25 protein-coding genes are annotated in these 25,137 nt (G+C 47.4%); 21 read left to right on the top strand and 4 right to left on the bottom strand.

What is annotated here, in order from left to right; genetic code table 11:
• Positions 1-18: 18 nt before the first annotated feature.
• The 19 genes from ACYVI1_RS11765 to ACYVI1_RS11855 all read left to right on the top strand — a co-directional run bounded on the left by ACYVI1_RS11765 (position 19) and on the right by ACYVI1_RS11855 (position 19,390).
• A complete protein-coding gene (locus tag ACYVI1_RS11765; RefSeq protein ID WP_460910192.1) occupies positions 19-3,126 on the top strand; it encodes a TAT-variant-translocated molybdopterin oxidoreductase in 3,108 nt (1,035 codons plus the stop codon).
• A gap of 105 nt (positions 3,127-3,231) precedes the next feature.
• Positions 3,232-4,668, top strand: coding sequence for an NrfD/PsrC family molybdoenzyme membrane anchor subunit (gene nrfD / locus ACYVI1_RS11770; RefSeq protein ID WP_460910194.1), 1,437 nt, complete (start codon positions 3,232-3,234; stop codon positions 4,666-4,668).
• 65 nt (positions 4,669-4,733) lie between these two features.
• Positions 4,734-5,267: a DUF3341 domain-containing protein gene (locus ACYVI1_RS11775; protein WP_460910196.1), complete on the top strand. Its 534-nt coding sequence runs from the start codon at positions 4,734-4,736 to the stop codon at positions 5,265-5,267.
• Between the two features lie 14 nt (positions 5,268-5,281).
• A complete protein-coding gene (locus ACYVI1_RS11780; RefSeq protein WP_460910198.1) occupies positions 5,282-5,893 on the top strand; it encodes a c-type cytochrome in 612 nt (203 codons plus the stop codon).
• 87 nt (positions 5,894-5,980) lie between these two features.
• Complete coding sequence (locus tag ACYVI1_RS11785; protein ID WP_460910200.1) at positions 5,981-7,291, top strand: quinol:cytochrome C oxidoreductase; 1,311 nt, start codon at positions 5,981-5,983, stop codon at positions 7,289-7,291.
• Positions 7,292-7,312: 21 nt separating this feature from the next.
• A complete protein-coding gene (locus ACYVI1_RS11790; RefSeq protein ID WP_460910201.1) occupies positions 7,313-8,428 on the top strand; it encodes a cytochrome c oxidase subunit II in 1,116 nt (371 codons plus the stop codon).
• A 27-nt stretch (positions 8,429-8,455) separates the two neighbouring features.
• Complete coding sequence (locus ACYVI1_RS11795) at positions 8,456-10,339, top strand: cytochrome c oxidase subunit I (protein ID WP_460910203.1); 1,884 nt, start codon at positions 8,456-8,458, stop codon at positions 10,337-10,339.
• Positions 10,314-11,333 carry a COX15/CtaA family protein gene (locus ACYVI1_RS11800; protein WP_460910205.1) on the top strand — a complete coding sequence of 340 codons (1,020 nt, stop codon included), beginning with the start codon at positions 10,314-10,316 and terminating at the stop codon, positions 11,331-11,333. Before ACYVI1_RS11795 ends, ACYVI1_RS11800 begins: the two co-directional genes overlap by 26 nt.
• 1 nt (position 11,334) lies before the next feature.
• Positions 11,335-12,213: a heme o synthase gene (gene cyoE / locus ACYVI1_RS11805; protein ID WP_460910207.1), complete on the top strand. Its 879-nt coding sequence runs from the start codon at positions 11,335-11,337 to the stop codon at positions 12,211-12,213.
• A gap of 9 nt (positions 12,214-12,222) precedes the next feature.
• On the top strand, positions 12,223-12,813 hold the full coding sequence (locus ACYVI1_RS11810; protein WP_460910209.1) for a cytochrome c oxidase subunit 3: 591 nt from the start codon (positions 12,223-12,225) through the stop codon (positions 12,811-12,813).
• A 15-nt stretch (positions 12,814-12,828) separates the two neighbouring features.
• Positions 12,829-13,626: a cytochrome c oxidase subunit 3 gene (locus tag ACYVI1_RS11815; protein WP_460910212.1), complete on the top strand. Its 798-nt coding sequence runs from the start codon at positions 12,829-12,831 to the stop codon at positions 13,624-13,626.
• A gap of 12 nt (positions 13,627-13,638) precedes the next feature.
• A complete protein-coding gene (locus ACYVI1_RS11820; protein ID WP_460910214.1) occupies positions 13,639-13,962 on the top strand; it encodes a cytochrome C oxidase subunit IV family protein in 324 nt (107 codons plus the stop codon).
• A 3-nt stretch (positions 13,963-13,965) separates the two neighbouring features.
• Positions 13,966-14,682 carry an SCO family protein gene (locus tag ACYVI1_RS11825; RefSeq protein WP_460910216.1) on the top strand — a complete coding sequence of 239 codons (717 nt, stop codon included), beginning with the start codon at positions 13,966-13,968 and terminating at the stop codon, positions 14,680-14,682.
• Positions 14,683-14,764: 82 nt separating this feature from the next.
• Positions 14,765-15,310 carry a DUF420 domain-containing protein gene (locus tag ACYVI1_RS11830; protein WP_460910218.1) on the top strand — a complete coding sequence of 182 codons (546 nt, stop codon included), beginning with the start codon at positions 14,765-14,767 and terminating at the stop codon, positions 15,308-15,310.
• A 238-nt stretch (positions 15,311-15,548) separates the two neighbouring features.
• Entirely contained in the window at positions 15,549-15,926 is a 378-nt protein-coding gene (locus ACYVI1_RS11835) for a DUF983 domain-containing protein (RefSeq protein ID WP_460910221.1), read from the top strand.
• 113 nt (positions 15,927-16,039) lie between these two features.
• Positions 16,040-16,660, top strand: a complete 621-nt coding sequence (locus ACYVI1_RS11840) for an RNA polymerase sigma factor (protein ID WP_460910223.1) — start codon at positions 16,040-16,042, stop codon at positions 16,658-16,660.
• On the top strand, positions 16,629-17,540 hold the full coding sequence (locus tag ACYVI1_RS11845; protein WP_460910225.1) for a hypothetical protein: 912 nt from the start codon (positions 16,629-16,631) through the stop codon (positions 17,538-17,540). The genes ACYVI1_RS11840 and ACYVI1_RS11845 overlap by 32 nt, the downstream gene beginning before the upstream one ends.
• Positions 17,537-18,562, top strand: coding sequence for an outer membrane beta-barrel protein (locus tag ACYVI1_RS11850; protein ID WP_460910227.1), 1,026 nt, complete (start codon positions 17,537-17,539; stop codon positions 18,560-18,562). Before ACYVI1_RS11845 ends, ACYVI1_RS11850 begins: the two co-directional genes overlap by 4 nt.
• 3 nt (positions 18,563-18,565) lie before the next feature.
• A complete protein-coding gene (locus ACYVI1_RS11855; protein WP_460910229.1) occupies positions 18,566-19,390 on the top strand; it encodes a Rossmann-fold NAD(P)-binding domain-containing protein in 825 nt (274 codons plus the stop codon).
• On the opposite strand, the gene ACYVI1_RS11860 is transcribed toward ACYVI1_RS11855, so the two are convergent.
• Together ACYVI1_RS11860 and ACYVI1_RS11865 are read right to left on the bottom strand one after the other, a co-directional pair.
• A complete protein-coding gene (locus ACYVI1_RS11860; protein ID WP_460910231.1) occupies positions 19,385-20,530 on the bottom strand; it encodes a glycosyltransferase family protein in 1,146 nt (381 codons plus the stop codon). The two genes, ACYVI1_RS11855 and ACYVI1_RS11860, sit on opposite strands and share 6 nt — an antisense overlap.
• Before the next feature lie 18 nt (positions 20,531-20,548).
• Positions 20,549-21,376, bottom strand: a complete 828-nt coding sequence (locus ACYVI1_RS11865) for a UDP-2,3-diacylglucosamine diphosphatase (protein WP_460910233.1) — start codon at positions 21,374-21,376, stop codon at positions 20,549-20,551.
• A 112-nt stretch (positions 21,377-21,488) separates the two neighbouring features.
• Between ACYVI1_RS11865 and ACYVI1_RS11870 the strand changes: the two genes are divergently transcribed.
• Complete coding sequence (locus ACYVI1_RS11870) at positions 21,489-22,121, top strand: acetyltransferase (protein WP_460910235.1); 633 nt, start codon at positions 21,489-21,491, stop codon at positions 22,119-22,121.
• A 70-nt stretch (positions 22,122-22,191) separates the two neighbouring features.
• Here the strand turns inward: ACYVI1_RS11870 and fcl are convergent, their stop codons facing one another.
• Positions 22,192-23,133 carry a GDP-L-fucose synthase gene (gene fcl, locus ACYVI1_RS11875; protein WP_460910237.1) on the bottom strand — a complete coding sequence of 314 codons (942 nt, stop codon included), beginning with the start codon at positions 23,131-23,133 and terminating at the stop codon, positions 22,192-22,194.
• A gap of 182 nt (positions 23,134-23,315) precedes the next feature.
• Here fcl and ACYVI1_RS11880 point away from each other — a divergent pair, with 182 nt between their 5' ends.
• Complete coding sequence (locus ACYVI1_RS11880; RefSeq protein WP_460910239.1) at positions 23,316-24,248, top strand: toxin-antitoxin system YwqK family antitoxin; 933 nt, start codon at positions 23,316-23,318, stop codon at positions 24,246-24,248.
• Positions 24,249-24,275: 27 nt separating this feature from the next.
• Here ACYVI1_RS11880 and ACYVI1_RS11885 read toward each other — a convergent pair whose 3' ends face one another.
• A complete protein-coding gene (locus ACYVI1_RS11885; protein ID WP_460910241.1) occupies positions 24,276-25,076 on the bottom strand; it encodes a tetratricopeptide repeat protein in 801 nt (266 codons plus the stop codon).
• Positions 25,077-25,137: the final 61 nt, after the last annotated feature.

The raw sequence follows: 25,137 nt of genomic DNA on the forward strand, positions 1-25,137 counted from the left end.
CATTTACAAAGACCACGCATGGAAAATACATCTAAACGGTATTGGAAAGGGGTTGAGGAGTTACGCAACGACGCTACGTTTGTAAAGAACGCCAATAGCGAGTTTGCTATCCCTAACCTGAGCGAATCCTCGAATGACCTCGAAGGTCTGCTCGGTGGTTCGAATACCCAACGCCGTGACTTTTTGAAAGTAATGGGCTTTGGCATGGCTGCTGTATCCCTGGCTGCCTGCGAAACGCCCGTCCATAAAGCTATTCCGTATATCAATAAGCCGGAATTTACATTCCCCTCTATTTCAGATTATTACGCGTCTACCTATAGCGAAGGGGGCGATTATGTAGCTATTCTGGTAGAGACTCGTGAAGGTCGGCCCATTAAAATAGAAGGCAATCCGTCGTCGAGTGTATCGAAAGGTGGAACAACCGCCCGTTCTCAGGCATCGGTATTGTCGCTGTACGATATTGACAAACTAAAAGGCCCAAAACGGGGAGATAAGGATATTGACTGGGCCACTGCTGACCGGGAGATCATTAATCAACTGAATTCGGCCGCAGGAAAAGGCATCCGTATCATTACATCAACTATACTTAGCCCGGCCACCAAAGCAGTTGTTGCTGAGTTCATTGCGAAATATCCAACTGCCCGCCACATTACATACGATGCCAACTCAGTTTTTGGACTGGTGCAGGCGAATCAGGCCTCGTTTGGTAAGGCGGTTATCCCATCCTATGATTTCAGCAAGGCACAAACCATTGTTAGCGTCAACGCTGATTTTCTGGGTACGTGGATAGCACCTATCGAGTACATGGGGCCTTATGCAAAGGGTCGTAAAATTGGCGCCATTGGCGGTGGTAAGAAAACTATGTCGCGGCATTATCAATTTGAGACAGGGCTTTCGATGACGGGTTCCAATGCTGACTATCGAACGCCGATTAAGCCTTCGCAGGAAGGTTTAATTGTGACTGCACTCTATAATAAGGTAGCGGCAAAATTAGGTGGCGCTGCTGTTAGTACGCCATCAATTACGGTAGCTCATTTAGATAAAGCAGCTACTGACTTAGCCAATTCACGTGGTAAGGCGCTGGTTGTTTCGGGTTCTAACGATCCGAACGTACAGATTGTGGTTAATGCACTGAACAATCTGTTGGGTAGCTACGGGACAACAATTGATATGAACACGCCAGTCAATTACCGTCAGGGTAATGACCAGCAGATGAACGCATTTATCAACGAAGCCAAAGCGGGTCAGGTTGGGGCTGTTCTGTTTTTCTGTTCTAATCCGGTTTACGACCATCCCCGTGGTGCTGAACTGGCTGAAGCATTGCCGAAAATCGCTCTGTCGGTTTCCTTTGCTGACCGAGCTGATGAAACGGCTTCATTATCAAAATACATCGCTCCGGCACCGCATTATTTAGAGTGCTGGGATGATGCTGAGCCTAAACAGGGCTTTTATAGCCTGACTCAACCCGCTATTACCCCCATCTTCAAAACGCGCCAGTTTCAGTCGAGTTTGCTAACGTGGATGGGCAAGCCAAACGATTTTCAAGCATACCTGAAAAACCATTGGCGGACAACGCAATATCCGAAAGCGTCGGGCTTTGATTCGTTCGATGCCTTTTGGATAAAATGCCTGAACGATGGCGTGTTTGAGCCGAACGCTGGGCAAGCTGTTGCTGGAGGTGCTGCCTTCGCTGGTAATGTCGCGCAGGCGTCTGCGAGTATTGCTCAACGGTATAAGCCAACTACTGGTATGGAACTGGCTCTGTACGAAAAAGTTGGTTTAGGAACGGGTGCGATGGCTAATAACCCGTGGTTGCAGGAGTTGCCTGACCCCGTTACGAAAGCTTGCTGGGATAACTACGCGGCCATTTCACAGAAAACTGCCAAAGACATGGGCCTTGCTCAAAATGATTTGGTGACGGTTTCAGTGAATGGTAAGTCGATGGAATTGCCCATACTCATTCAGCCGGGTCAGGCTGACAATACCGTATCGGTAGCAATCGGCTACGGTCGGGAGAAAGCGGGTAAATCGGCAAATGGCGTGGGTAAGAATGCGTTCCCATTTGTGAGCCTTATGGGTGGCTATGCTACCTACTCAGCAATGAATGCGAAAGTGGAGAAAGCAAGTGGCACACGCGAAATTGCTCAAACACAGACGCACGACACCGTAATGGGCCGGCGGGCTGTGTTGCAGGAAGCCCGGTTAGCTTCCTATCAGAAGAATCCGAAAGCAGGTCGCTACGAGCCTAAAGTACAAACGTCTGTAGGCCCAACTGACCCGACCGATATTACACTCTGGAACGGTTATGGCAAGCCGAATCACTCGTGGGGAATGGTCATAGACCTCAACTCCTGCATCGGCTGCGGAACGTGTATTGTCGCCTGTAACGCTGAAAACAACATTCAGGTGGTTGGTCGCCAGGAAGTCATCAACCGGCGCGAGATGCATTGGATGCGGATTGACCGCTACTACAGCAGCGACGGCGAAGCCGAGGACTATTCAGCTATGGAAGTAGCTTCGGCTAATCCAGAAGTAACGTTCCAGCCGATGCTTTGCCAGCATTGCAGCAATGCCCCGTGCGAAACGGTTTGCCCGGTATTGGCTACAACTCACAGCACGGAGGGACTGAACCAGATGACCTATAATCGTTGCGTTGGCACCCGTTATTGCGCGAACAACTGTCCGTATAAAGTGCGCCGGTTTAACTGGTTCAAATACCATGACAACGATAATTACGATTATCACTTCAATAATGACCTTGGCAAGATGGTCATTAACCCGGATGTAACGGTTCGGTCGCGTGGGGTAATTGAAAAATGTTCGTTCTGCGTACAGCGGATTCAGGAAAGTAAGCTGACAGCCAAGAAAGAACGTCGTCGGTTAGAGCCTGATGAAGTACAGACGGCCTGTTCGCAGGCTTGTCCAACCAACGCTATTATTTTCGGCGATTTGAATAATCCTGAAAGTACGGTTAGTAAGTTGACAACGTCGGAACAGGAAGGTCGTGCTTTTCACGTACTGGAAGAAATCAACGTGAGACCGCAAATCTCGTACCTGACCAAAATTCGCAACAAGGACGAAGAGCCGAAGCAGAATCAAAACGCAGTTCAGGAGTCACAAGCTTAAATTTACTATGGGTTATGAAAGTCAATGCCTGATTTGTTTAAACAATAAGGCAAACATTTCGTAACTCGTATATCATAAATCATACATCGTAAATAAGTAAGATATATGTCGCATGTTACATCAGCCGTAAGAACTCCCCTTGTTACCGGTGGCAAAACCTACGCCGACGTGACGGAGGATATTAGCAGACAGGTTGAAGGTGCTCCCACTCGCGAGTGGACTATTGCCTTCACCATTGCGGTGGTTGTGCTCATCTACGGAACCGCCTGTGTGTTCTGGACCTGGTGGGAAGGGCTGGGTGTTTGGGGATTGAACAAAACCGTTGGCTGGGCGTGGGATATTACTAACTTCGTTTGGTGGGTCGGTATTGGTCACGCCGGTACGCTTATCTCGGCCATCCTTCTTCTGTTCCGTCAGAAATGGCGGACGGCGGTTAACCGGGCGGCTGAGGCCATGACCATTTTCGCTGTATTATGTGCGGCCAGTTTTATTCTGATGCACATGGGCCGCCCCTGGCTGGCCTACTGGGCATTGCCGCTTCCGAATACGTTTGGGTCACTCTGGGTAAACTTTAAGTCTCCGCTTGTTTGGGACGTATTTGCCATCAGTACGTATTTCACTGTATCGCTGGTGTTCTGGTACATGGGTCTTATCCCTGACCTGGCTACGATTCGTGACCGGGCGCGGAGCAAAGTATCACGTTACATCTACGGTGCGTTTGCGATGGGCTGGAATGGGTCGGCTAAAACCTGGGCGCGGTATGAATACATGAGTTTGATTCTCGCTGGTTTATCTACTCCGCTTGTCCTTTCAGTACATACGATTGTAAGTATGGACTTTGCTACGTCGGTCATTCCAGGCTGGCACACAACTATTTTCCCTCCCTACTTCGTGGCTGGTGCCATTTTCTCCGGCTTCGCCATGGTGCAAAACTTAGTTCTGATTATCCGGGTCGTATTTAAACTCGAAGATTACATCACCATCGAGCACATTGAGTCAATGAACAAAGTGATTACGCTGACCGGCTCTATTGTCGGTGTAGCGTACCTGACCGAGTTCTTTATTGCCTGGTATTCAGGCGTTGAGTTTGAAAGTTACGCCTTTATCAACCGGGCAACCGGGCCTTATTGGTGGGCCTACTGGGCAATGATGACCTGTAACGTAATTACTCCGCAACTTTTTTGGTCGCGGGCTATTCGTCGGAGTATCGTCTGGACGTTCGTGTTGTCGGTTATTGTAAACATTGGTATGTGGTTTGAGCGGTTCGTGATTATCGTAACCTCGCTTCATCGCGATTACCTACCATCGAGCTGGGCCATGTTTCACCCAACGCTGTTCGACATTAGCGATTACATTTTCTCGTTTGGGTTCTTTTTCACCCTGTTCCTGTTGTTCTCGAAGTTTCTGCCGGTGGTGAATATGGCCGAAGTGAAAGCGATTATTAAGTCGTCGTCGGAGAAGCTTCCTGTTTCAGTATCTGGCGTTGCCAAAGGCGAGCGTGTTGCTAATCCAACGTTCAATAAAGACGTAGAATCAAAATAGGTCACTTGTTCAGGTTCCACTTCGTTGTGTGGAATTTGAAATCTGAAACTTGAAACAGCAAAAGTATGTCAGACGTAACTGGTAACGGTAAATTCTTAGTTGGCATCTATGATGATGACGACGTAGTATTGAATGCCGTTAAAGATGTAAAAAAAGCAGGCGTTCGGATTCACGAAGTCTATACGCCATTTCCGATTCACGGGTTAGATATTGCCCTGGGCCATCCACGCAGTCGGTTGGGCATTGCAGCTTTTATGTTCGCTCTATCTGGTACCTTAACGGCTCTTGCTATAACCTATTACATGGAGGGGTATGACTGGCCAATGATTGTGGGTGGTAAAGATTCATACTCGCTGATTGTTTACGTTCCCATTATATTTGAGCTGACTGTTCTTTTTTGTGCGTTGGGTATGGTCGCTACATTTCTTGTTTCAAACGGAATGGGACCAACAGTAAAGCCTCTGATGTATGACCTCAGAACAACCGACAACAAATTTGCGATGGCTATTGACCTGAGCAAAAACAACATCGGCGAGATTGATATTGAGCAGATTCTGAAAAGATCAGGTGCTGCTGAAGTAAATGTTAAGCAGTTCTAATGTTCGGACCAAGAATGATTACTAAACATACGAGCGTAACAGCATTGGCTATTATTGGTCTTTTGTTAACAGGAACGTCCTGTAAAAAAGGCCACGATAGTACCGGCGTAGAGTATGCCCCGCAAATGTATCGTCCTGTAGGGTATGAACCTTATCGTCAGGTGCGGCCTAATACAATAAACGTTGCCGAAAAAGGCTTGAATATGCGTCTTCCGGCTCGTGGCACAGTTTCACGGCCAAACTACCATACAAAATTTGGCGAAGGTAGCAACGCGAAGACCGACCTGATGCAGTATAATATCCCGGCCGATAGCATCGGAATCGCTGAGCGGGTTTTAACCAACCCAATTCCAGAGACCGAGCAGTCGCTGGCTGAAGGCAAAATACTCTACACGCGTTACTGTAGCCATTGTCATGGTGAGGGTGGCAAAGGCGACGGACTGGTAGGAAAAGAATACAAAGGGGTTCCAAGCTATTCCGCCGATGCCTATAAAACCATGAACGATGGCCATATTTTCCATGTGATTACGCATGGCAAAGGACGGATGTGGCCACATGGATCGCAAGTGACACCCGAGGACCGGTGGAAAATTGTCCAGTATGTGCATAAACTTCAACAAGGATAAATTAATAAGGAAGTGATTGGTTGGTAACGGGAAACGAGTCTTCACTTGTTTCTTTACTGGCTCTCACTACTAACTCTATAAATAAGAATGGCATCGGCTCACGCAATAACGTCCTTAGACGAAGAATTTGAATTTACTGCGGAATCCAAGCGTAACCTGCTGATTGGCATTGGGGCTGGGATTGTTCTGGTAGCCATTGGTGCTTTTCTGTTGGCATCGGGTGCTGGTTCGCATGAAACGCACGCGGTGGCTCATGGCGCTGGCGCTCAGGAAGCACATGGGGCTGGGCATCATGAATATAAGTGGACAAACCGCTTGTGGGCGAACGTTTGGCTTAATGCAATTTATTTCACAGGCGCGTCAGTTATCGGCATGTTTTTTATGTCCTACAACTATCTGGCGCAGGCTGGCTGGTCTGTTGCCTTTAAACGCGTTTCAGAAGCGCTACCTGCTTATTTGCCCTTTATGGGAATTATTATGGTGGCTGTGTTTTTTATCGCGGGTCATGACCTTTTTCACTGGACAAATCCCGGTCTATATGTTAAAGGTGGTCCCGAATACGACCCAATTATCGCTGGTAAATCGGGATTTCTGAATACGCCGTTTTACCTGACCCGTATCATTCTGTATTTTGTTCTGTGGTACATGCTCTGGCGTGTGCTACGGAACTTCTCGTTACAGGAAGACTTACATGGCGGCACCGAGTACTATGACAAAAGCATTAAATTCGGTACCGCATTTTTATTAATATTTGGCGTAACCTCCTCAACATCGGCCTGGGATTTCGTCATGTCCATTGACACACACTGGTTTAGCACCATGTTTGGCTGGTATACGCTGGCAAGCTGGCACGTAACGGGTCTGGCAATCATTACCCTCACCGTTGTTACCTTAAAAGAACGTGGCTATATGCAGTGGGTTAACGAAAGTCATCTTCACGACCTCGGTAAATTCATGTTCGCCTTTACTATTTTCTGGACGTATGTGTGGTTTGCCCAGTTTATGCTCATTTACTACGCCAACTTACCCGAAGAAACTATCTACTATCGCGAGCGTTTTAGTGGATTTGGCGGGATTTATAAAGCCCCATTTTTTGTTAATTTATTGTTGTGTTTCGTTTTCCCATTCCTGATCCTGATGACCAGAGATGCAAAACGGACGCACATTATTCTGAAGGTAGCGGCCTGGTGTATAATCATTGGTCATTACTTTGATTTTTACGTAAACATTATGCCCGGAACTGTCGGTGAGCATGGTGGTTTTGGTCCGATGGAGTTTGGTATGATTCTGATTTTTGCCTGTGGTTTTATCTGGTCTGTCTATTCACAGTTGACGAAAGCTAATTTGATTCCAAAGAATCACCCGATGCTGGAGGAGACACTGCACCACGATATTTAATTCATTAACCCGTACAGAACAATGGTTTATATAATCGCTTTGTTGGCAGCACTATTTCTGGGCCTGGCCGCATTAGTTGTCTCCCGGATGGCTACCGTTGCGAAGAACGCAGGTGGCCCGGTTGAAGAGGGCCGTATCGGGATGAGCAACCGGATTAACGGTGTTCTATTCGTGGTTTTCTTCGTGGTTGGTTTGATTGCCGCTGTCTGGTCATTCATCTATGCAAAGCAGTTCTTCCTGCCTGAAGCCTCTTCGCCACACGGTCGCCGGACGGATTTTCTCTTCTGGCTTTCCATGGGCATTATTACACTGGCTTTTGTTATCACGAACGCTTTGTTGTTTGTTTTCGCCTGGCTTTATCAGCATAAGGAGGGCCGTAAGGCAGCTTATTACCCGGAAAACCATAAGTTAGAATTGATCTGGACGGTCGTTCCGGCAGTCGTTATGGCGGTGATGGTGTTTACGGGTTGGCGCGAATGGCGCGACATAATGGCCGAAGCTCCTGAAAATGCACAGGTTTTTGAGATTGTTGGAAAGCAGTTTAACTGGATTATACGCTATCCGGGCGTCGATAATAACAAGCTGGGTGCGTTTAATTACAAACTTATTGACAACAATAACGATACAGGAATTGATTATACAGATGAAGCTTCATTTGATGATTTTACCTCAACATCGGAACTACATATACCCGTTAATAAGCCTATTCTGCTGAAAATCCGTGCTCGTGACGTACTGCACAGCGTGTTCATTCCTCACCTTCGAGTGAAAATGGATGCAGTACCGGGTATGCCCACTCGTTTCCAGTTCATGGCCGATAAGACAACGGATGAAATGCGGAACATCACAGGCAATCCAAATTTTGGTTACGAGATTGCCTGTACAGAAGTTTGTGGACAGGGCCACTTTTCCATGCGGATACGCCTGATTGTTGAAGATGAAGCGTCCTGGTTAGCCTGGTCGAAAGAGCAGAAACCTTTGTTGACATCGACACCGGAGCTAGCTACCCGTATTCCGGCAAATTTAAAGGCGAAAGCGGCTAAGTATCTGCCTGCTGACGCTGCAACTGCTCCTGCAGATAGTTCAACGGCCTCTAAATTGCCTGCTGTTGGTATATCAGTAGCCAGCAATCCTTAAATCTAAACTTACAACAAACTACATACAATGGCGACTGTATCAGCTAACCCGGCAATTGTGGCTCATGAAGCAGAGCATGAACACCACGAGCCGCAAAGTTTTTGGCGCAAGTATATCTTCTCGGAAGACCATAAAACGATTGCCAAGCAATACTTAATATCAGGTATTATCTGGTCGATTATTGGAATCAGCTTATCAGTAATGTTTCGGCTTCAGTTAGGATTTCCTAATATGAAGTTAGGTTTTCTACGCCCTATTCTGGGTGGATGGATAAACGAAACGGATAAACTCGACCCCGATTTTTATCTGGCTTTAGTAACCATGCACGGAACCATTATGGTGTTTTTCGTGCTAACGGCTGGTTTAAGCGGCACCTTCTCTAACTTCCTGATTCCTCTGCAAGTCGGTGCTCGTGACATGGCATCTGGCTTTCTGAATATGCTGTCCTACTGGTTCTTCTTCGTTGCCAGTATGCTCATGTTGGGGTCGTTATTTATTGAAACGGGCCCAGCTTCGGGAGGTTGGGTAATTTACCCGCCGTTAAGTGCGCTGCCACAGGCACATAAAGGTTCAGAATTTGGAATGACGTTGTGGTTGCTCAGTATGGCCTTGTTTATAGTATCGCAGTTGCTGGGGGGTATTAACTATATCACAACCGTAGTCAACCTTCGGACACGCGGTATGTCGTTTAGCAAACTACCATTGACAATCTGGGCGTTCTTCCTGACTGCCGTACTTGGTCTGATTTCATTTCCGGTGCTATTATCGGCCGCGTTGCTGCTCATTTTCGACCGGAGTTTCGGCACCAGTTTCTATTTGTCTGAAATTTATATCAAAGGTGAGGCTTTACCAAATGTAGGCGGTAGCCCGATTTTGTTTCAGCACTTGTTTTGGTTTTTGGGTCACCCAGAGGTGTATATCGTATTGCTACCCGCCTTGGGAATGACTTCAGAAATCATCGCAACCAATGCCCGTAAGCCGATTTTTGGCTATCGTGCCATGATTGCGTCGATGATGGGTATTGCCTTCCTTGCGTTCATTGTGTGGGCGCACCACATGTTTGTGACGGGAATGAACCCATTCCTGGGGTCAATATTCATGTTCCTGACGTTAATTATCGCTGTTCCATCGGCGGTGAAAGCGTTTAACTACATTACAACCCTGTGGCGCGGGAATATTCGTTTTACGCCCGCTATGTTGTTCTCTATTGGCCTGGTATCCTTCTTTATTTCGGGCGGTCTAACGGGCCTGATTTTGGGTAATTCGGCTTTAGATATTCAACTGCATGACACCTATTTTGTGGTTGCTCACTTTCACCTGGTAATGGGTGCTGCATCGGCATTTGGTCTGTTAGCAGGTGTATACCACTGGTTCCCGAAAATGTTTGGCCGACTTATGAACGAAAAGCTTGGCTACATCCACTTTTGGCTAACCTTTATTGGTATCTATCTGGTATTTTTCCCGATGCACTACATTGGCATTGCCGGCTTCCCACGCCGATATTATGCGTTTACCAGCTATGACTTCACTAAGAATATCTTCGCTGATATGAATGCCTTCATCAGTTTGGCGGCCATTTTCACCTTTACGGCGCAGTGGATATTCATCTATAACTTCGTACATAGCCTGATTAAGGGCCGTAAATCTCCACAAAACCCGTGGAAGTCGAATACGTTAGAGTGGACGGCGCCCATAAGTCCGGGGCATGGTAACTGGGTTGGCGAAATTCCGCCTGTTTACCGCTGGCCTTACGATTATAGCAAGCCAGGTGCGAAGGATGATTTCATTCCTCAAAATGTACCTTATTCCCAAACACCAGAATCCAATCTGCCTCATGAGAATGAGTTGATTGGCCTGGAAAAAGAGATTGAGGCACAAAACCTGAATGACCAGTTCAAACAGCCTCATTAATAAACCGCAACAGCGATTCCAGAGCCTTGCCTATCTGACAGTAATTATTGTCTACCTACTTATTTTAGCGGGAGGTATTGTCAGAAGCAGCGGCTCTGGAATGGGCTGTCCTGATTGGCCAAGATGCTTTGGCCGCTGGATTCCTCCCACTGAGTTAGCGCAGCTACCGGCAAACTACCAGAAAATTTACGGGGCTAAACTGAAAGGGGAAGTTGAGTTCAACGCCGTAAAAACCTGGATAGAATACGTCAATCGTTTGTTAGGCGTGTTATCTGGGTTTTTCGTTTTCACTACGCTGCTGACCTCTTTTTCGTATTGGAAAAAAGATAAGGCAATTGTTTGGGGGAGCCTTGTTGCTTTTCTGCTCATTGGTGCAAATGGCTGGCTTGGTTCGCGGGTAGTTGCTACCGAACTCGCCCAGTACATGATTACGCTGCATCTTCTATTGGCAATTCTGGTTGTTCTGGCATTGCTGTTCGTTTTAGTGCGTTCCACTACAGGGCAGTGGCTCAACAACCAACCAGCTACAGGAAGTGAAAAACTACGCTGGCTGCTGGTAGCCATTATGGCTTTAACGCTTGGGCAAATTGTGCTGGGAGCGCAGGTTCGGGATGCACTCGACACAGTGGTAAAGCGAATTGGCTATAATCAGCGTGAGAACTGGATTGGCAGCTTAGACTGGCGTTTTTATGTCCATCGTTCGTTTTCACTGGTCGTATTAGCTTTTCATTTAGTTGTGATTTACCAGCTTCGTAATGCAAATCGAACGGGCTGGCTAAGGTGGATATCAGGATGTCTGCTGGTAATTACACTGCTTGAGGTAGCAACCGGGGTTATAATGGCTTATCTAAGCGTTCCTGCCATCGCTCAACCCATTCACCTGTTGCTGGCTATCCTGATGATTGGCTTACAATTTGTGGCCCTGCTGATGGTGTCGACAGGAATAGGCAGGCTTAACTGGACGACAAAAGCGTCCCAATTTGTAGAAATTTAGTATGGAAAAAATAGTAGCACTCAGTGGGCTTAACATAAAAGCAAAAGCCTATATTGAGTTGGTAAAATTGAAACTTACACTGGCGGTCGTTTTTTCTGGCGTATTTGGTTATTGTCTTGCCGTTGACCAGATTAGCTGGTGGAAACTGGCCGTGCTGATTATTGCTTCTATCTGCATGACGGGTGCTGCCAATATCATTAACCAGATTATTGAAAAAGATTCAGATAAAGTAATGAAGCGAACGGCTTCCCGGCCCTTGCCAACAGGGCGGCTGACAGTTCGTGAAGCTGCAACCTTTGCGTTTATCCAATTTAGTGTTGCCTGTTTTCTTTATGTTGAATTCTTTAACCTACGAGCCGCTGCCCTGGCTGTTTTATCGTTGTTGCTGTATGGCTTTGTGTATACGCCACTGAAACGCAAAGGCCAAATTGCCGTATTTGTAGGTGCTCTTCCAGGAGCTTTTCCGCCGATGATTGGCTGGGTAGCCGCTACCAACCACTTTGGCTGGGCACCTGGTATTTTGTTTGCTATTCAGTTTTTCTGGCAATTTCCGCATTTTTGGGCCATTGGCTGGCTGGCTTTCGATGAGTACAAAAAAGCAGGGATTCAAATGATGCCGGGGAGCGGTAAAACGACCGAAACAGCCTTCCGCATCATGCTTTATACACTGTTTTTGATTCCAGTGGGTTGGCTACCCTATCTGCTTGGTATGACGGGCATTAATTCTGCCCTGGTAGCTATGCTTGGCGGAATCTTGTTTCTGGCCCAAACGTTTCACTTAATGAGAACCTGTACCGATAAAGCCGCTTTGCAAATGATGTTTGGCTCGCTGCTTTATTTGCCAATTGTACAGATTGTTTACCTCTTGGATAAAGTATAACAACAAATCATGAGTGACGTAATAAATGATATATCAATTATCGAAGAGCCGCAGGAAACGCTCTCAATGAACCCCCGTAAATTCATTTTATGGTTGTTCATTGTAAGCATCATCATGCTCTTTGCAGCCATGACCAGTGCCTATTTAGTCCGGCGGGCCGAGGGTAACTGGTTAGAGTATGACATTCCGCCCATTTTCAGTTATAGCTCGATTGTATTGATAGTGAGTAGCCTGACGATGCACTGGGCGTATCTGGGTGCAAAAAAAGACAACTTTGGCAGTTTGAGAATTGCGATAACTGTTACTTTTGTGCTCGGCATGATTTTTTTATACATGCAGTTCCAGGGTTGGGTAGCTTTAGTGAACCAAAATGTATTTTTTGTTGGCAACCCTGCCGGTTCATTCATGTACATTTTCACGGGCCTGCACGGATTTCACCTGATCTCTGGCCTGGTTGTCCTGGTTGTTGCCCTGATTGCTGCTTTTCGGCTTAAAATTCATGCCACAAGCCTGAATCAGATTGAGATTGCCGCTACATACTGGCATTTTTTAGACATTTTGTGGTTGTATTTGTTTCTATTTTTAGTGTATTTTCATTGATAATCTCTTAGACGCATGGCGGCTACTGTAACACACGATACCCTAACCACCGAATCGGACCAAGCGTTCGACAAGAAAACCTGGATGGGTGGTGTCTCGCCTATGAAGGTGAGCTACGGCAAACTGATGATGTGGTTCTTCCTGATTTCTGATACGTTTACGTTCTCAGCCTTGCTGGTAACCTACGGTCTGATTCGGTACAGCTACCCCGCCTGGGACCCGGCCATTTACGGTGAAGTATTCAAATTCTCCAATCTCTACTGGCCAACTCCTGAGAAAGTCTACAACTCGTTGCCCTTTCTGCATGGGCTTGACCTGCCGCTGATTTTCGTCGGCATCATGACGTTTATCCTTATCTTCAGTAGCGTTACAATGGTGTTAGCTGTTGAGGCTGGCCACCGTATGGACCGGGCCGATGTTGAAAAATACATGCTCTGGACTATTTTGGGTGGACTCACGTTTTTAGGTAGTCAGGCGTGGGAATGGAGTCACTTTATTCATGGCACTGAAACGGGCACAACAATCAGCGAGTTAGTGAACGGGCAGACCATTCAGCGCACTATTTTTGGGGCTAATTTAGTGGAGAATCAATATGGCCCACCTGCCTTTGCGGATTTGTTTTTCTTTATTACGGGCTTCCATGGAACACACGTATTTAGTGGCGTAGTCCTTAATATTCTGATTTTCTATCGGTCAGCTACGGGATTATATGACCGCCGGGGTCATTATGAGATGGTTGAGAAAGTAGGTTTATACTGGCACTTTGTCGACCTCGTCTGGGTATTTGTCTTTACATTCTTCTATCTGGTTTAATCATTTTTCACTATGTCTGATCATACACACGGAACACATGAGGCTGGCGAAATTCCACCCGCAAATACAGGCATCATCTGGCGGACTTTTGTTATTCTCTCCGTCATTACTGCCTTTGAATTCACGCTGGCTTACTTTATGAAGGCTGGCGGCTTCAGAACGTCGATATTTGTGATAATGACCCTGGTAAAGGCGTTTTACATCGTTGGCGAATTCATGCACCTGAAGCATGAAGTTAAAAGCCTGATTTGGGCTATTGTGCTCCCTGTCATTTTTATTGTCTGGTTACTCCTTGCATTACTGACCGAAGGCGGTTCAATTTTTGAATTACGTTAATCCATGACGGCCACTCGAAAAGCCGGGATTCTGCTCACTACGCTGCTGGTCCCGGCTTTGCTGTATCTATTTCTCAGGTTTGGAACGCAGAACCACTACGTTCTGCCGCGTTATCTGCCTAAAATCGACTCCACGAAAGGTGAACCGTTGATGGGTAAAGTTACGTTGCCGGATGGCCGCGAACTAACCGATACAATTTATAATCACATTCCACCGTTCAGCCTGATTGACCAGGACGGCAAAACAGTTAATCAGGCCATTGTAAAAAATAAGATTTACGTGGCTGACTTCTTCTTTACCCGTTGCATCACCATTTGCCCACGTATTTCGTCACAACTAACGCGGGTGCAGGACATTTTTCGGAACAATCCTGACCTGATTTTCCTGTCGCACACAGTCGACCCCGAGCACGACCAACCAGCGCAACTGAAAGCCTATTCCCGGAAATATGAAGCTATTCCGGGGAAATGGTACTTTCTGACCGGTAGCAAAGCCACTATTTACGACCTGGCGATGCACGGATATTACCTGCCAACCGTGGATGCAGGTGTGAAAGAAGGCAAACCCGACGAAACTTTTATCCACAGTGAAAAGTTGGTATTAGTAGACAAAGACGGTATTGTTAGAGGGTTTTACGATGGGACAAATAAGGAAGATGTCGACCGTTTAGTGCTCGAAATTCGGGTGCTTATAGATATCTATAGTAAAGAAATAAGGTAGCGCTCTGGCGTTTACACCATGTATACTTCTTGGGTAGTTGCTAACCCGGAAGCCTAAAACGTTGATTAGCAACCCACTCGCTATGAAAACGCTTCAATCACCTGTTCAGGGACATAAAGCCAGCCGGGTTATCAATGTCCTGTCAATTGCTATTCCTGTTGCAGTGGCAGTGCTGCTGGGTATCCGGCAAAAAGTTGACCTGGGTGCATGGACAACCTATTTGCCTCACATTAATGGCACTATCAATTCGCTGACATCAGTTCTGCTGCTGATGGGACTCTATTATATCAGACAGAAAAATGTGATAGCTCACAAGCGCACTATGCTGGCTGCTTTTACATTAGGTTCGTTGTTTTTAGTCAGTTATGTGCTTTATCATTTAACCAATGAATCGACTCCTTTTGGCGGGCAGGGATGGATTCGCCCCGTGTATTATTTTCTTTTGGTGTCACATATTGTCCTGTCGGTAGTGGTGGTCTGGTTTGTTTTGCGGGCGGTTTATTTTGCCCTAAGCGGCCAAATCAGTAAGCATAAGCAGACTGTAAAGTATGCGTTTCCTATCTGGCTATACGTCAGTATTACCGGGGTGATTGTTTATCTACTAATTAAGCCTTACTACATCCATTAAGCCGAAGCTGTTATGAGGACCTGGAAAGTGTTGTTGATAATAGTTGTTTTAATAACCGTTGCGCCAGACTTGTTTGCCCAGTGTGCTATGTGCCGGGGAACGGTCGAAAGTACGGTCAGTAATGGCCGAAGCATAATTGCTTCCGACTTGAATCTGGGTATTCTGTATTTATTAGTTGCACCTTACCTTATTGTTGCATCTATCGGGTATTTCTGGTACCGGCAAAGTAAACGTGAGCATGGAAAACGTCTCGAAATTGCAGGCCGCGTTAAACGGGCTATGTCCCAGATGTAGACAAGGCAAAATTTTTAAAAAGCCGTTTTACTCGCCCGGAGGATTCGACGAGATGTACGAATTATGTCCTCACTGTGGGCTTCGCTACGAAATTGAACCAGGCTACTTCATTGGGGCTATGTACGTAAGCTACGCCGTTTCGGGCGGGGTAGCGCTGGTGCTGGGTTTTCTGCTTTTTCACCTGGCAAATGACCCGGATGGCTGGGTGTATGCCGTTGTTGTAGCGCCTGTAATGGTATTAATTGCACCAATCAATTTTCGAATATCAAGAGTAGTCTGGTTGCATTACGTAGCGGGTATTAAGTATGTTAAAGGGCTGTAAAAAGCCCTTTTTTTGTGCTCAATTAATGACCAGTTGATAGTTCACAAAAAAGTAGCTTCTTCATGCAACCTTCTCCCAACTGTTTTGCATCTTGTCGATGAACCTAAACAACTATGCTCAAACTTATACCGTTTTTCACAACTGAGAGGCAGCTCATTACTGCCTTAAAGCAGGGCGAAAGTCGTGCTCATAAGGTTGTGTATGAACGGTTTGCAGGTAAAATGCTCGCTGTTTGCACACGCTATTGCGCCAACAAAGCAGATGCCGAGGAAGTAATGCTGGATGGCTTCATGCGTGTGTTCGAGAAGATTGGGCAGTTTCGGGAAGATGGCAGTTTTGAGGGCTGGTTACGGCGCATTATGGTAACGGAGTCATTGATGTTTCTACGGAAAAACAAACAGTGGCGGCAGGAAATACCAATTGAGGATGTAGTTGTTGAGCCAGATTATCAATGGGCCGATACGGCCGTGAATGAAAATGACCTCCTGCGAATCGTGAATCAGTTGCCCGATGGCTATCGGACGGTGTTTAACCTGTATGCCATTGAAGGCTACAGTCATGCCGAAATTGCTGATATGCTGGGTATTTCTGAGGGTACGTCAAAATCACAGTTAAGCCGGGCACGGATGCTGCTCCAGGCGAATTTGAAAAAAATAGAACAGGAGTCGGGCGCGCATCGTCGGGTCGGTCAAAATGAATACTATGAAAAAACAGCCAGAAAATCAGCTAATTGACGACCTGTTTGCCCGTAAATTGGGCAATATGTCGCTGCCACCAAGCCCTGATGGGTTCGAGCGGTTACAGGCGCGTATGGGACAGATTACGCCAGAAACGCGGCTTGTCTTCTGGCGTAATCCCACAATGCAACGCTACATGGCTGTTGCCGCCTGTCTACTGCTGGTAGGGTCATTTGGCTGGCTTTATTGGCCACCTGCAACGATACAAAGACCAGATGGGCAACAGGTAGCTGCCAATCAGAAGAGACTGCCACATCCGAAAGTGCCGACGCAACGCCGGTTAAATAAGCTACCAAAGAAGTCAACCCTGGATGTGACATCGCCCAATCGCCCGACGAATGAAATAAACACGGACCAACTGGCAGATATGGGGCAACCATCAGCCAAAAACCGGGAACTGAATCGACTGAGAAGTCAACCCGATGCTTCAGAAAAGACGCCGATGATGGCCCTGGCACCTGAACGTAATGAACAGCCTGTCGTAGCCCAAATAAAACCGATTGGCGGAAAAAATAATCCCGTGATGTCTGGTGTCGATGCGCCTGCTAACCTGCCAACACCAGAGCAATTGGCCGAAAATACAGTCAGGCCCGCTTCCGCAACTGAGCGGGTTTTGGTGGTAACGATTGCCGAACCTCAGGCATTGGTAGCGGCCCGACAAGCAGCCACCACTGTTGAGGAAAACACGGCGGTTGCTCTCGCCGAAAATCCTCAAAAAGAAACCAAAAGCGGGGGGTTATGGAACCAGATAAAACGGATTAAACAGGGAGACGTATTTGCTCAGCGTAATCGGGCTGATGACGAGCGGGGGTTGATCGGTAGGGCCTATAGTGGCCTGAAACAAAGCTTGGATAAGGATAAATCAACAAAGCAATGAATAAGATAGTAACTGCAATTGCAATGGCAGTTGTATTGATGATAGCGCTAACGGCACGGGCGAAACCCGGAAGCCCTACGGATTCGTTAGTGATTCGGTTTGCCAATCGCACCCGCTTAGTTATCTATGCCCCCGATAAGGCTGGTATTCAGTCCTTATCGAATTACGACCTCAACAAAATTGTGCGCGAGATGGGCATGAAACTCGACTCCGTTCCGGGTGGACCAACGGTAATCTCGCAGGATGGTGGCCGTTTTCTGAAAGACACCGTACTGGTTGTGACAAAGAAAAAAGAGGGGGTAACGATAACCATCAGTAGCTCCGGCGACACAACGGTTACAACCGATTCGCGGGGGAATACTACTGATAACGACCGTGATTATCAGCGGGCAAAACGCAGAAAACGAAATAATGGCTGGGATTTCGACTATGGCGTAAGCTTTGGCCTGAATACCCTGATTCAGGAGAACGTTATGCCGATCTATCCCGAGGAGAGTTATGATTTGCGCCCATTGGGATCGCGCTATGTAGCCGTGTCGGTGGGGGGCATACCCACGCTGATCCGGGGTAAATACGTATCGCTGAAACTGTATTATGGCGTTGAAGTGGCCTGGAATAATTTCATGTTTGAAGGGAACAATGTGGCCGAAAAAACACCCACGGCTATCGCATTCCCCGATGCGGGCCGCGACCTGCAAAAAAGCAAATTGACGGTTTGTACGGTTGGTATTCCGGTGGTGCCGCGCCTTACCTTCTACAACGGCGATGGCCGGAAAATGGGCCACTTCGGTGTAGGTGGATACATCAATTACCGGCTCGATAGCTACCGAAAAATTAAAGAAGCAGATGGCAGCCGAGACCGTCGCCATTCCGATTTTTACCTCAATGATTTTCGCTATGGGCTAATGGCCCACGTAGGGGTAAGAAGTTTCGATTTTTTCGTGAAATACGACCTTAGTCCCTTATTTGTGACAGATAAAGGCCCTGATGTTCGGACACTTACGTTTGGTATTGGCTTTTGATATATGCCCGATAAAACAGTTTCAATTATTGGATTAGGTTGGTTAGGCTTACCACTGGCAAATCGCCTGTCGGCAAAGGAATTTGGCGTAAAAGGCAGCACAACATCAGCCGAAAATATTTCTGCCCTTCAACAGCAAGGTATTGACGTATTTACGCTTCAACTAAACCCGGAGCCAATCGGTAATCTTTTGGCCTTGCTACAGGCCGATACATTAGTGATCAATATTCCGCCGAAAGCCGGGAAGGTGGGTGCCGATTTTCATCCGGAGCAACTTCGGCACCTGACTGATGCCATTGGGCAATCACCAATTCGTCACGTCATTTATGTTAGCTCCACATCAGTCTATCCAGAGTTAAGCCGGGAGGTAATTGAAGAAGACGTGACAACGCCCGATGGCTCAGCCGCGCCCGCACTCGTTCAGGCCGAGCGGTTAGTTCAAAGGCTGTCGCCTGCTAAACTCGTGACAATTCTTCGTTGTGGCGGCTTGATGGGCTACAATCGCATTCCGGGTAAATACGTGGCCGGGAAAAGAGTCGACAGTGGCCTGGTGCCGGTTAACTACCTTCACCGCGATGATGCCGTCGAAATTTTAGTTGGATTCATTCAGGAGCCTGTCGCCGGAACGTTCAATGCTGTTTCGCCCGAACACCCGACGCGTGAAGCCATTTACCGAAAAAGCTGCGCTGATTTTGCTTACCAACTGCCCTATTTCATTGCTCCAGCGCAAGCGATTCCGTTTAAAGTTATCAGCCCCGCGAAGTTAATCGAGCGCACAAATTATCAGTTTCGCTATCCCGACCCATTGCAGTTCTTCTACGAATTATGACCGGAGCAGATGCCGCATTCGTGATCGGAAAAAGCCCCGCGAAGGTCTGCTCGTTGGTGTAATGGCCCGGTTTAAGGCGGCCAGAAACATAAAATACCCCTGTGCGTACCACGACCGGAATTGCTCACTCACCTGCGAATTGTGCCTGGGTAGGTAGGCCAGCAGTTGTTCTAAGTCAAAATTATCGGATGCAATGCCAACACCCGCCCGTTGCCCGTCGATGGCATTGCAGGCTTGTTCAAAATGGTTCGACTGCGGAATCATCAGGGCTGGTTTTCCTAAATAAGCTGCTTCGCAAACCGACTCAAACCCTGCTGTTGTCACAATGGCCTTACAGCGGGCCATAAAGTCCAGAAAACGCCTGCCGTCAATAGCATGAAAGGTTAGCGTTTCGTCAATAACCTGGTCAGCAACCGTCACGCCCGAGTGGAACCCATCCATCCGGATATCGGGATGTTGCTCGTGTGCCTTCAGCAATTCGACCTTCAAACCGGGTTGCGTAACGTAGGCCAGCATAAAATCGCCCTCAGTTGGTTTCAACTGCGTTACTTCCTGCCGAAGCAGGGGGGGCACGATACGCAACCGCCGGCGAGGTACATCAGGCTGTTTATCAAACGACAGGGCGAGTAACTCGTGGGCCCCAAAGCAGGTTAGTTTTGTATTGAGTTTGAACGCCTGCCGATATAACCACTGACCATCTGGTCGCTGAAAATTCGGGTGAAAGGCCATGTACTGATGTGCAACACACACCATAGGAACCGACGGGCGCAACAAAGCATACGTTAATCCGCCAAGCATTTCATAGAAATTAACGACAACATCGGGCTGCCGGGTTTCGATAGCATCGCGTACCAGCTTCAGACTGCGCCAGAATGGGCGAGCATAGCGAATAGCCTGCACCGTCGTTTTAAAGGGTTCGAGTGCGTTTGTTCCGGCATTATACACTAACCCCGGACTAAAAACGGGCGTAATGGGCGCGGTGAAGTTCTCGCTGAAAAAGGCTGGAACAGAGCGATCGGCGGTTACGCCAACCAGCGCGCCAATAACTTCATGCCCAGCCATTCGTAAAATTTGGGCCAGTGAGAGCGCCTGCGTTAAATGGCCACGACCTTCGCCCTGTATTAAAAACAAAACGCGCATAATCAGATTGAGTTAGACTTACCTTAGAATCAATTCGGATGCTATACGGGATTCCTGTTGCGCCGACACGGGTGGGGTACTGTAAGGCTTATCATCGCCTATATCAGACGTATAGTAGAGTAGGCTCCAGTTACCATCATGATCTTCCACTAAAGCGCTCAGCGATTCGACCCAGTCGCCTGAATTCATGTAGATGATTCCCTCGAAGTTGCGAATGGCGGGTTGGTGGATATGGCCGCAGATGACGCCGTCGCAATCGCGGGCGCGGGCCAACTCGGTCAACTTCTGTTCGTAATCGGAGATGTAGCTAACCGCTTGTTTGATACGGTTTTTAACCTGCTGTGAAAGCGAATAGTAGGGCAACCCACGCCAGGCCCGGTATTGATTGTAAAACTTGTTTACCCAAAGCAGGAACGTATAGCCCATATCGCCCAGATAAGCTAGCCACTTCAGTTGCGAGGTGATCGAGTCGAATACATCGCCGTGCGTCACATAGAATTTTTTGGTCCCGGAGGTGAGCTTATAATCTTTACGGATGGAAAAATTTTTACCTACTTTCAGGGGCATTATCTGGTCCAGAAAGTCGTCGTGATTGCCGCGCAGATAAATGACTTTCGTATTGTAGTGAACGATTTGTTTTAAAACCGTTTTAAAAAAAGCAGTGTGTTTCTTTTTCCAGGTACCGTACTGTTTCAATTGCCAGCCGTCGATGATGTCGCCGTTAAGGATGAGTTTCTGACAGGAATACGTCCGTAGAAAATCAGTAACTTCTTTGGCCTTCGACCCGGCAGTTCCCAAATGAATATCAGAGAGGACAATTGTTCGGAATTGTGTACTTGATTTCATGGACGAATATAAAGTCCATAAATGAACCAGGATTTATCATAATGTTACTAAATCGACATTATTATAGGCATAAAAGCTGAATCGTTCACGTTGACTTAATAAAACAACATATATGGAGAATCCCGTGCTTATTTTGGGAGCAGGCAGTTTAGGTATGACAGTCCTGGACCTATTCCAGCGTAATAATGTCGTGGTCTATGGGTTGTTAGACGATAATAAGGATCTGCACGGTAAAGAGTTTGGCGACGTGTCGGTGCTGGGTGAGACCGACGATGATGGTTTCCTGAAACTTATTGGTCACAAATGCGAAGCCTTCGTCGCTATCGGCGATGGCCGGGTGCGGAAACGATTGGTGAAGATGCTTAACGAACGGCGTAAAGTGCAGCCTATAAATGCGATTCACGATACCGCTACCGTGTCAATAATGGCTACGATTGGGCATGGCAACCTGATTGCCGCCCGTGCCATTGTCAATGCGTTTGCCGAAATTGGGCAGCATTGCCTTATTCAATCGGGTGCTATTATCGAAAGTGGAGCGAAACTCGGCGACTATGTGCAGGTCGGGACGGGTAGTATTCTAAACAGTGGTGTGGTTGTTGAAGAGGGGGCGTTTATTGGCAGTGGTGTGACCATTGTAGCCGGGGTTACGATCGGCAAAAACGCCCGCATCGGGGCGGGATCGGTTGTAGTTGAGAACGTAGATGCCGGGGCAACGGTTTTCGGAAATCCAGCCAGGAAATTGTAGAGACGCAATATCTTGCGTCTCGTGACCAGACGGTTTTGCTGACGCACAGGAGACGCAAGGTATTGCGTCTCTACTCGACGTACAATACCTCGTTGGCCAGGAAATCCTGATACGTTCGCTCAAGACCCGCTTTTAATTCGGTTGTGTGCGTCCAGCCCAGCGCATGGAGCCTCGACACGTCCATCAACTTGCGGGGGGTGCCGTCGGGTTTGTCGGTATTCCAGCGCAGTTCGCCCTCGAAGCCAACGGTTTCCTGAACCATTTCGGCCAGTTGGCGAATCGTAACGTCTTCGCCCGTACCGATGTTGATAAAGAGCTGATCGTTATAGGTTTCCATCAGGAAATAACACGCATCGGCCAGGTCGTCGGCATGAAGAAATTCGCGCATAGGCGCTCCCGTTCCCCAAACCTCAACAAAAGGCTGACTATTGATTTTTGCCTCATGAAACTTCCGAATCAGAGCAGGCAGTACGTGCGAACCCTGGAGGTCATAATTATCATTAGGGCCGTAAAGGTTGGTGGGCATAGCCGAAATGAAATTGCAGCCATACTGACTCTGGTAAGCTTCGCAAAGCTTGATACCCGTGATCTTCGCAATGGCATACGGCTCGTTTGTCGACTCCAGAAAACCACTTAACAGATATTCTTCTTTGAGCGGCTGGGGAGCTAATTTTGGATAAATACAGGATGAGCCAAGAAACAATAGTTTTTTTACGCCCGATTGATAGGCACTGTGAATAATGTTCGACTCAATCATCAGATTGTCATACAAAAACTCGGCTCGATAGCTATTATTCGCCAGAATACCCCCTACTTTCGCAGCCGCCAGAAACACATAGTCGGGGTGTTCCTGGTCAAAAAAATCGGTTACAGCCGCCTGATTACGCAGGTCTAATTCCGACGAGGTACGGGTAATGATATTAAGGTAGCCTTCTGTTTGAAGTTTACGTACAATAGCCGAACCAACCATGCCCCGGTGCCCGGCAACGTAAATACGATCCTCTCTTTTCACGATAAAGCAGTATAATGAACTGTTCGATTTATAAGCAGGCGATTTGACAAAATAATACAGCTTCGTAAAGCGTTGCAAAACTAACAAACTTAAGGCATCAATCGTTTGCCCCCACTATGTTTGCTTTTAACTTAAACTCACCAGTCTTATCTATTCTTCTAATAGTTATACTGGTGCCCGCCGTGCGGGCACAGACGAATTCTGTATCGGCGCCTGCATCGCTAACAACCGCGTCGAAGCCGGTATTAGCGCCTTCTGGGGCATCCAATCCCGCTTCCCTAACGACGCTCGGATTGCCGAGCATGTCGTCGCTGAAAGAGCAGAAAGATGCCTATATAGCTGGTATCGTGCCAGACTTAGGCTTGAAAGTGAAGCAGTTGAAAAAACTGAAGGCCAGTCGGAAAAGTAAAAACAAATTATCGAAAACAGAATATGAAGGTTTATCGATGGTTAAGGCCTATACCAAATTCGGCAGTGGCGACCGCACCATTGTGGAGGAGTTTTATATTCTGCGCGACAACGATGCGGCCAAACCTCTGTCTTATGTTCGGGATATAGTTCGCTATTACCAAAAATCGGCCCGTGTAACGAGTTCAATCGTTCGGGACGAAGGCGCGGGTTTGTTGTTGCATGGCCCTTACAAACGGTACCAAAACGGCGATTTAGTGGAAGAGGGGACCTATTATGCCGGTATGAAAGATGGCCGTTGGGAGAAATACGACGCCAATTTTATGCTCATCGATAAAACCCGATGGTACCGGGGGGTTCCCGCTGAGTCGCGTTTAGTGTTCTATGACTCAACGCACCATAAAATCAAGGAAATCATACCAATAGAATACGGCAAAGTGAAGGGCACCTATATGGCTTTTCATGAAAACGGCTTGCTGGCCGAAGAAGGTAAGTACGATAACGGCGTGAAAGTTGGTCGCTGGACGGAGTTCTACCCCGTTAACCCAAGTGGTCGCCGAATGCGTCGTAAACTCACGCAGTATGCCAGCGATCAGTGGGATGCTGGCTTTGAGCCATATACAATAACCGAATGGGATGAAAAAGGCAAAGTGACCTTTGAACGGGCGAAGGAAAAAGTTGTACAGGAAGACGAAACGGATAATTAAGTCGTAAGCCAGTTACTGACAAGTTTTTCATTTAAACACGCCCTTCGGGTCGGGTTGCCTGGCCAGTAAATCACTGAGGTAGCCTAAGTCCAGTCCGGAAACATCCAGGCTGCTGGCCTGGTGCAGGTAATCCCAGGCTTTGGTATAATCAGCTTTCAGATAATTGACAACCGATAGTTTTTGATAAGATATTGCATTGGGGTTGAGGGCAAGTGCACGCTGTAGATGCTTTTCGGCTTCAGCCAGTAAATCAGTGTTTGGCTTTTCCTGAAAGTGTTTAATCTCTACGGTTGCTAAGTCGGTCATTAGTACCGTGTTGCTGTCATCCACTGCAAGTCCTCTTCTCAGCATTCGGATGGCATCGGGCAGGTGATTTTTTTGATAACATACTACGCCTAACCCCCAATACGCATCGGCGTTCCGGTTATTGAGTAACCACGACAGGTTAAAGCGGTGGGCGGCTGTGTCTAATTTGCCATCGGCAACGTAATCCCAGCCGCGAGCGGCAAAAAAATTACTGGCGTCGGGACGGCTGGCAAAATTGCGGTCGCAATCGTTCAAAAAATGAATTTCCTGGTCGATTTGCGCTACCGTTTTCGCCCGTTCGCCAAAGAGCGGGAGCGTATTGATGAAGCCACCACTTGCATCAGTTCCCTCAGCAACCAATTCGGTGGGGCGAGCGATCCCTTCGGTCAGCTCGCGGGTGGGTTTTGATTGCCGAACTGAATCGCCCGAACGCGCCGACGTGATGAACTGCTTAGGTTGAGCTGCCGATAAAAACGGTAACGCAACTAAAGTCCACTGTATCAGATTCATCCGAACGCTCATAGAAATCAATACACGCTGTGTATGTGCTTTGGTAAAACGACAGGAGGATCTAAATTAGTGC

It is taken from the genome of Spirosoma areae (assembly GCF_054781775.1).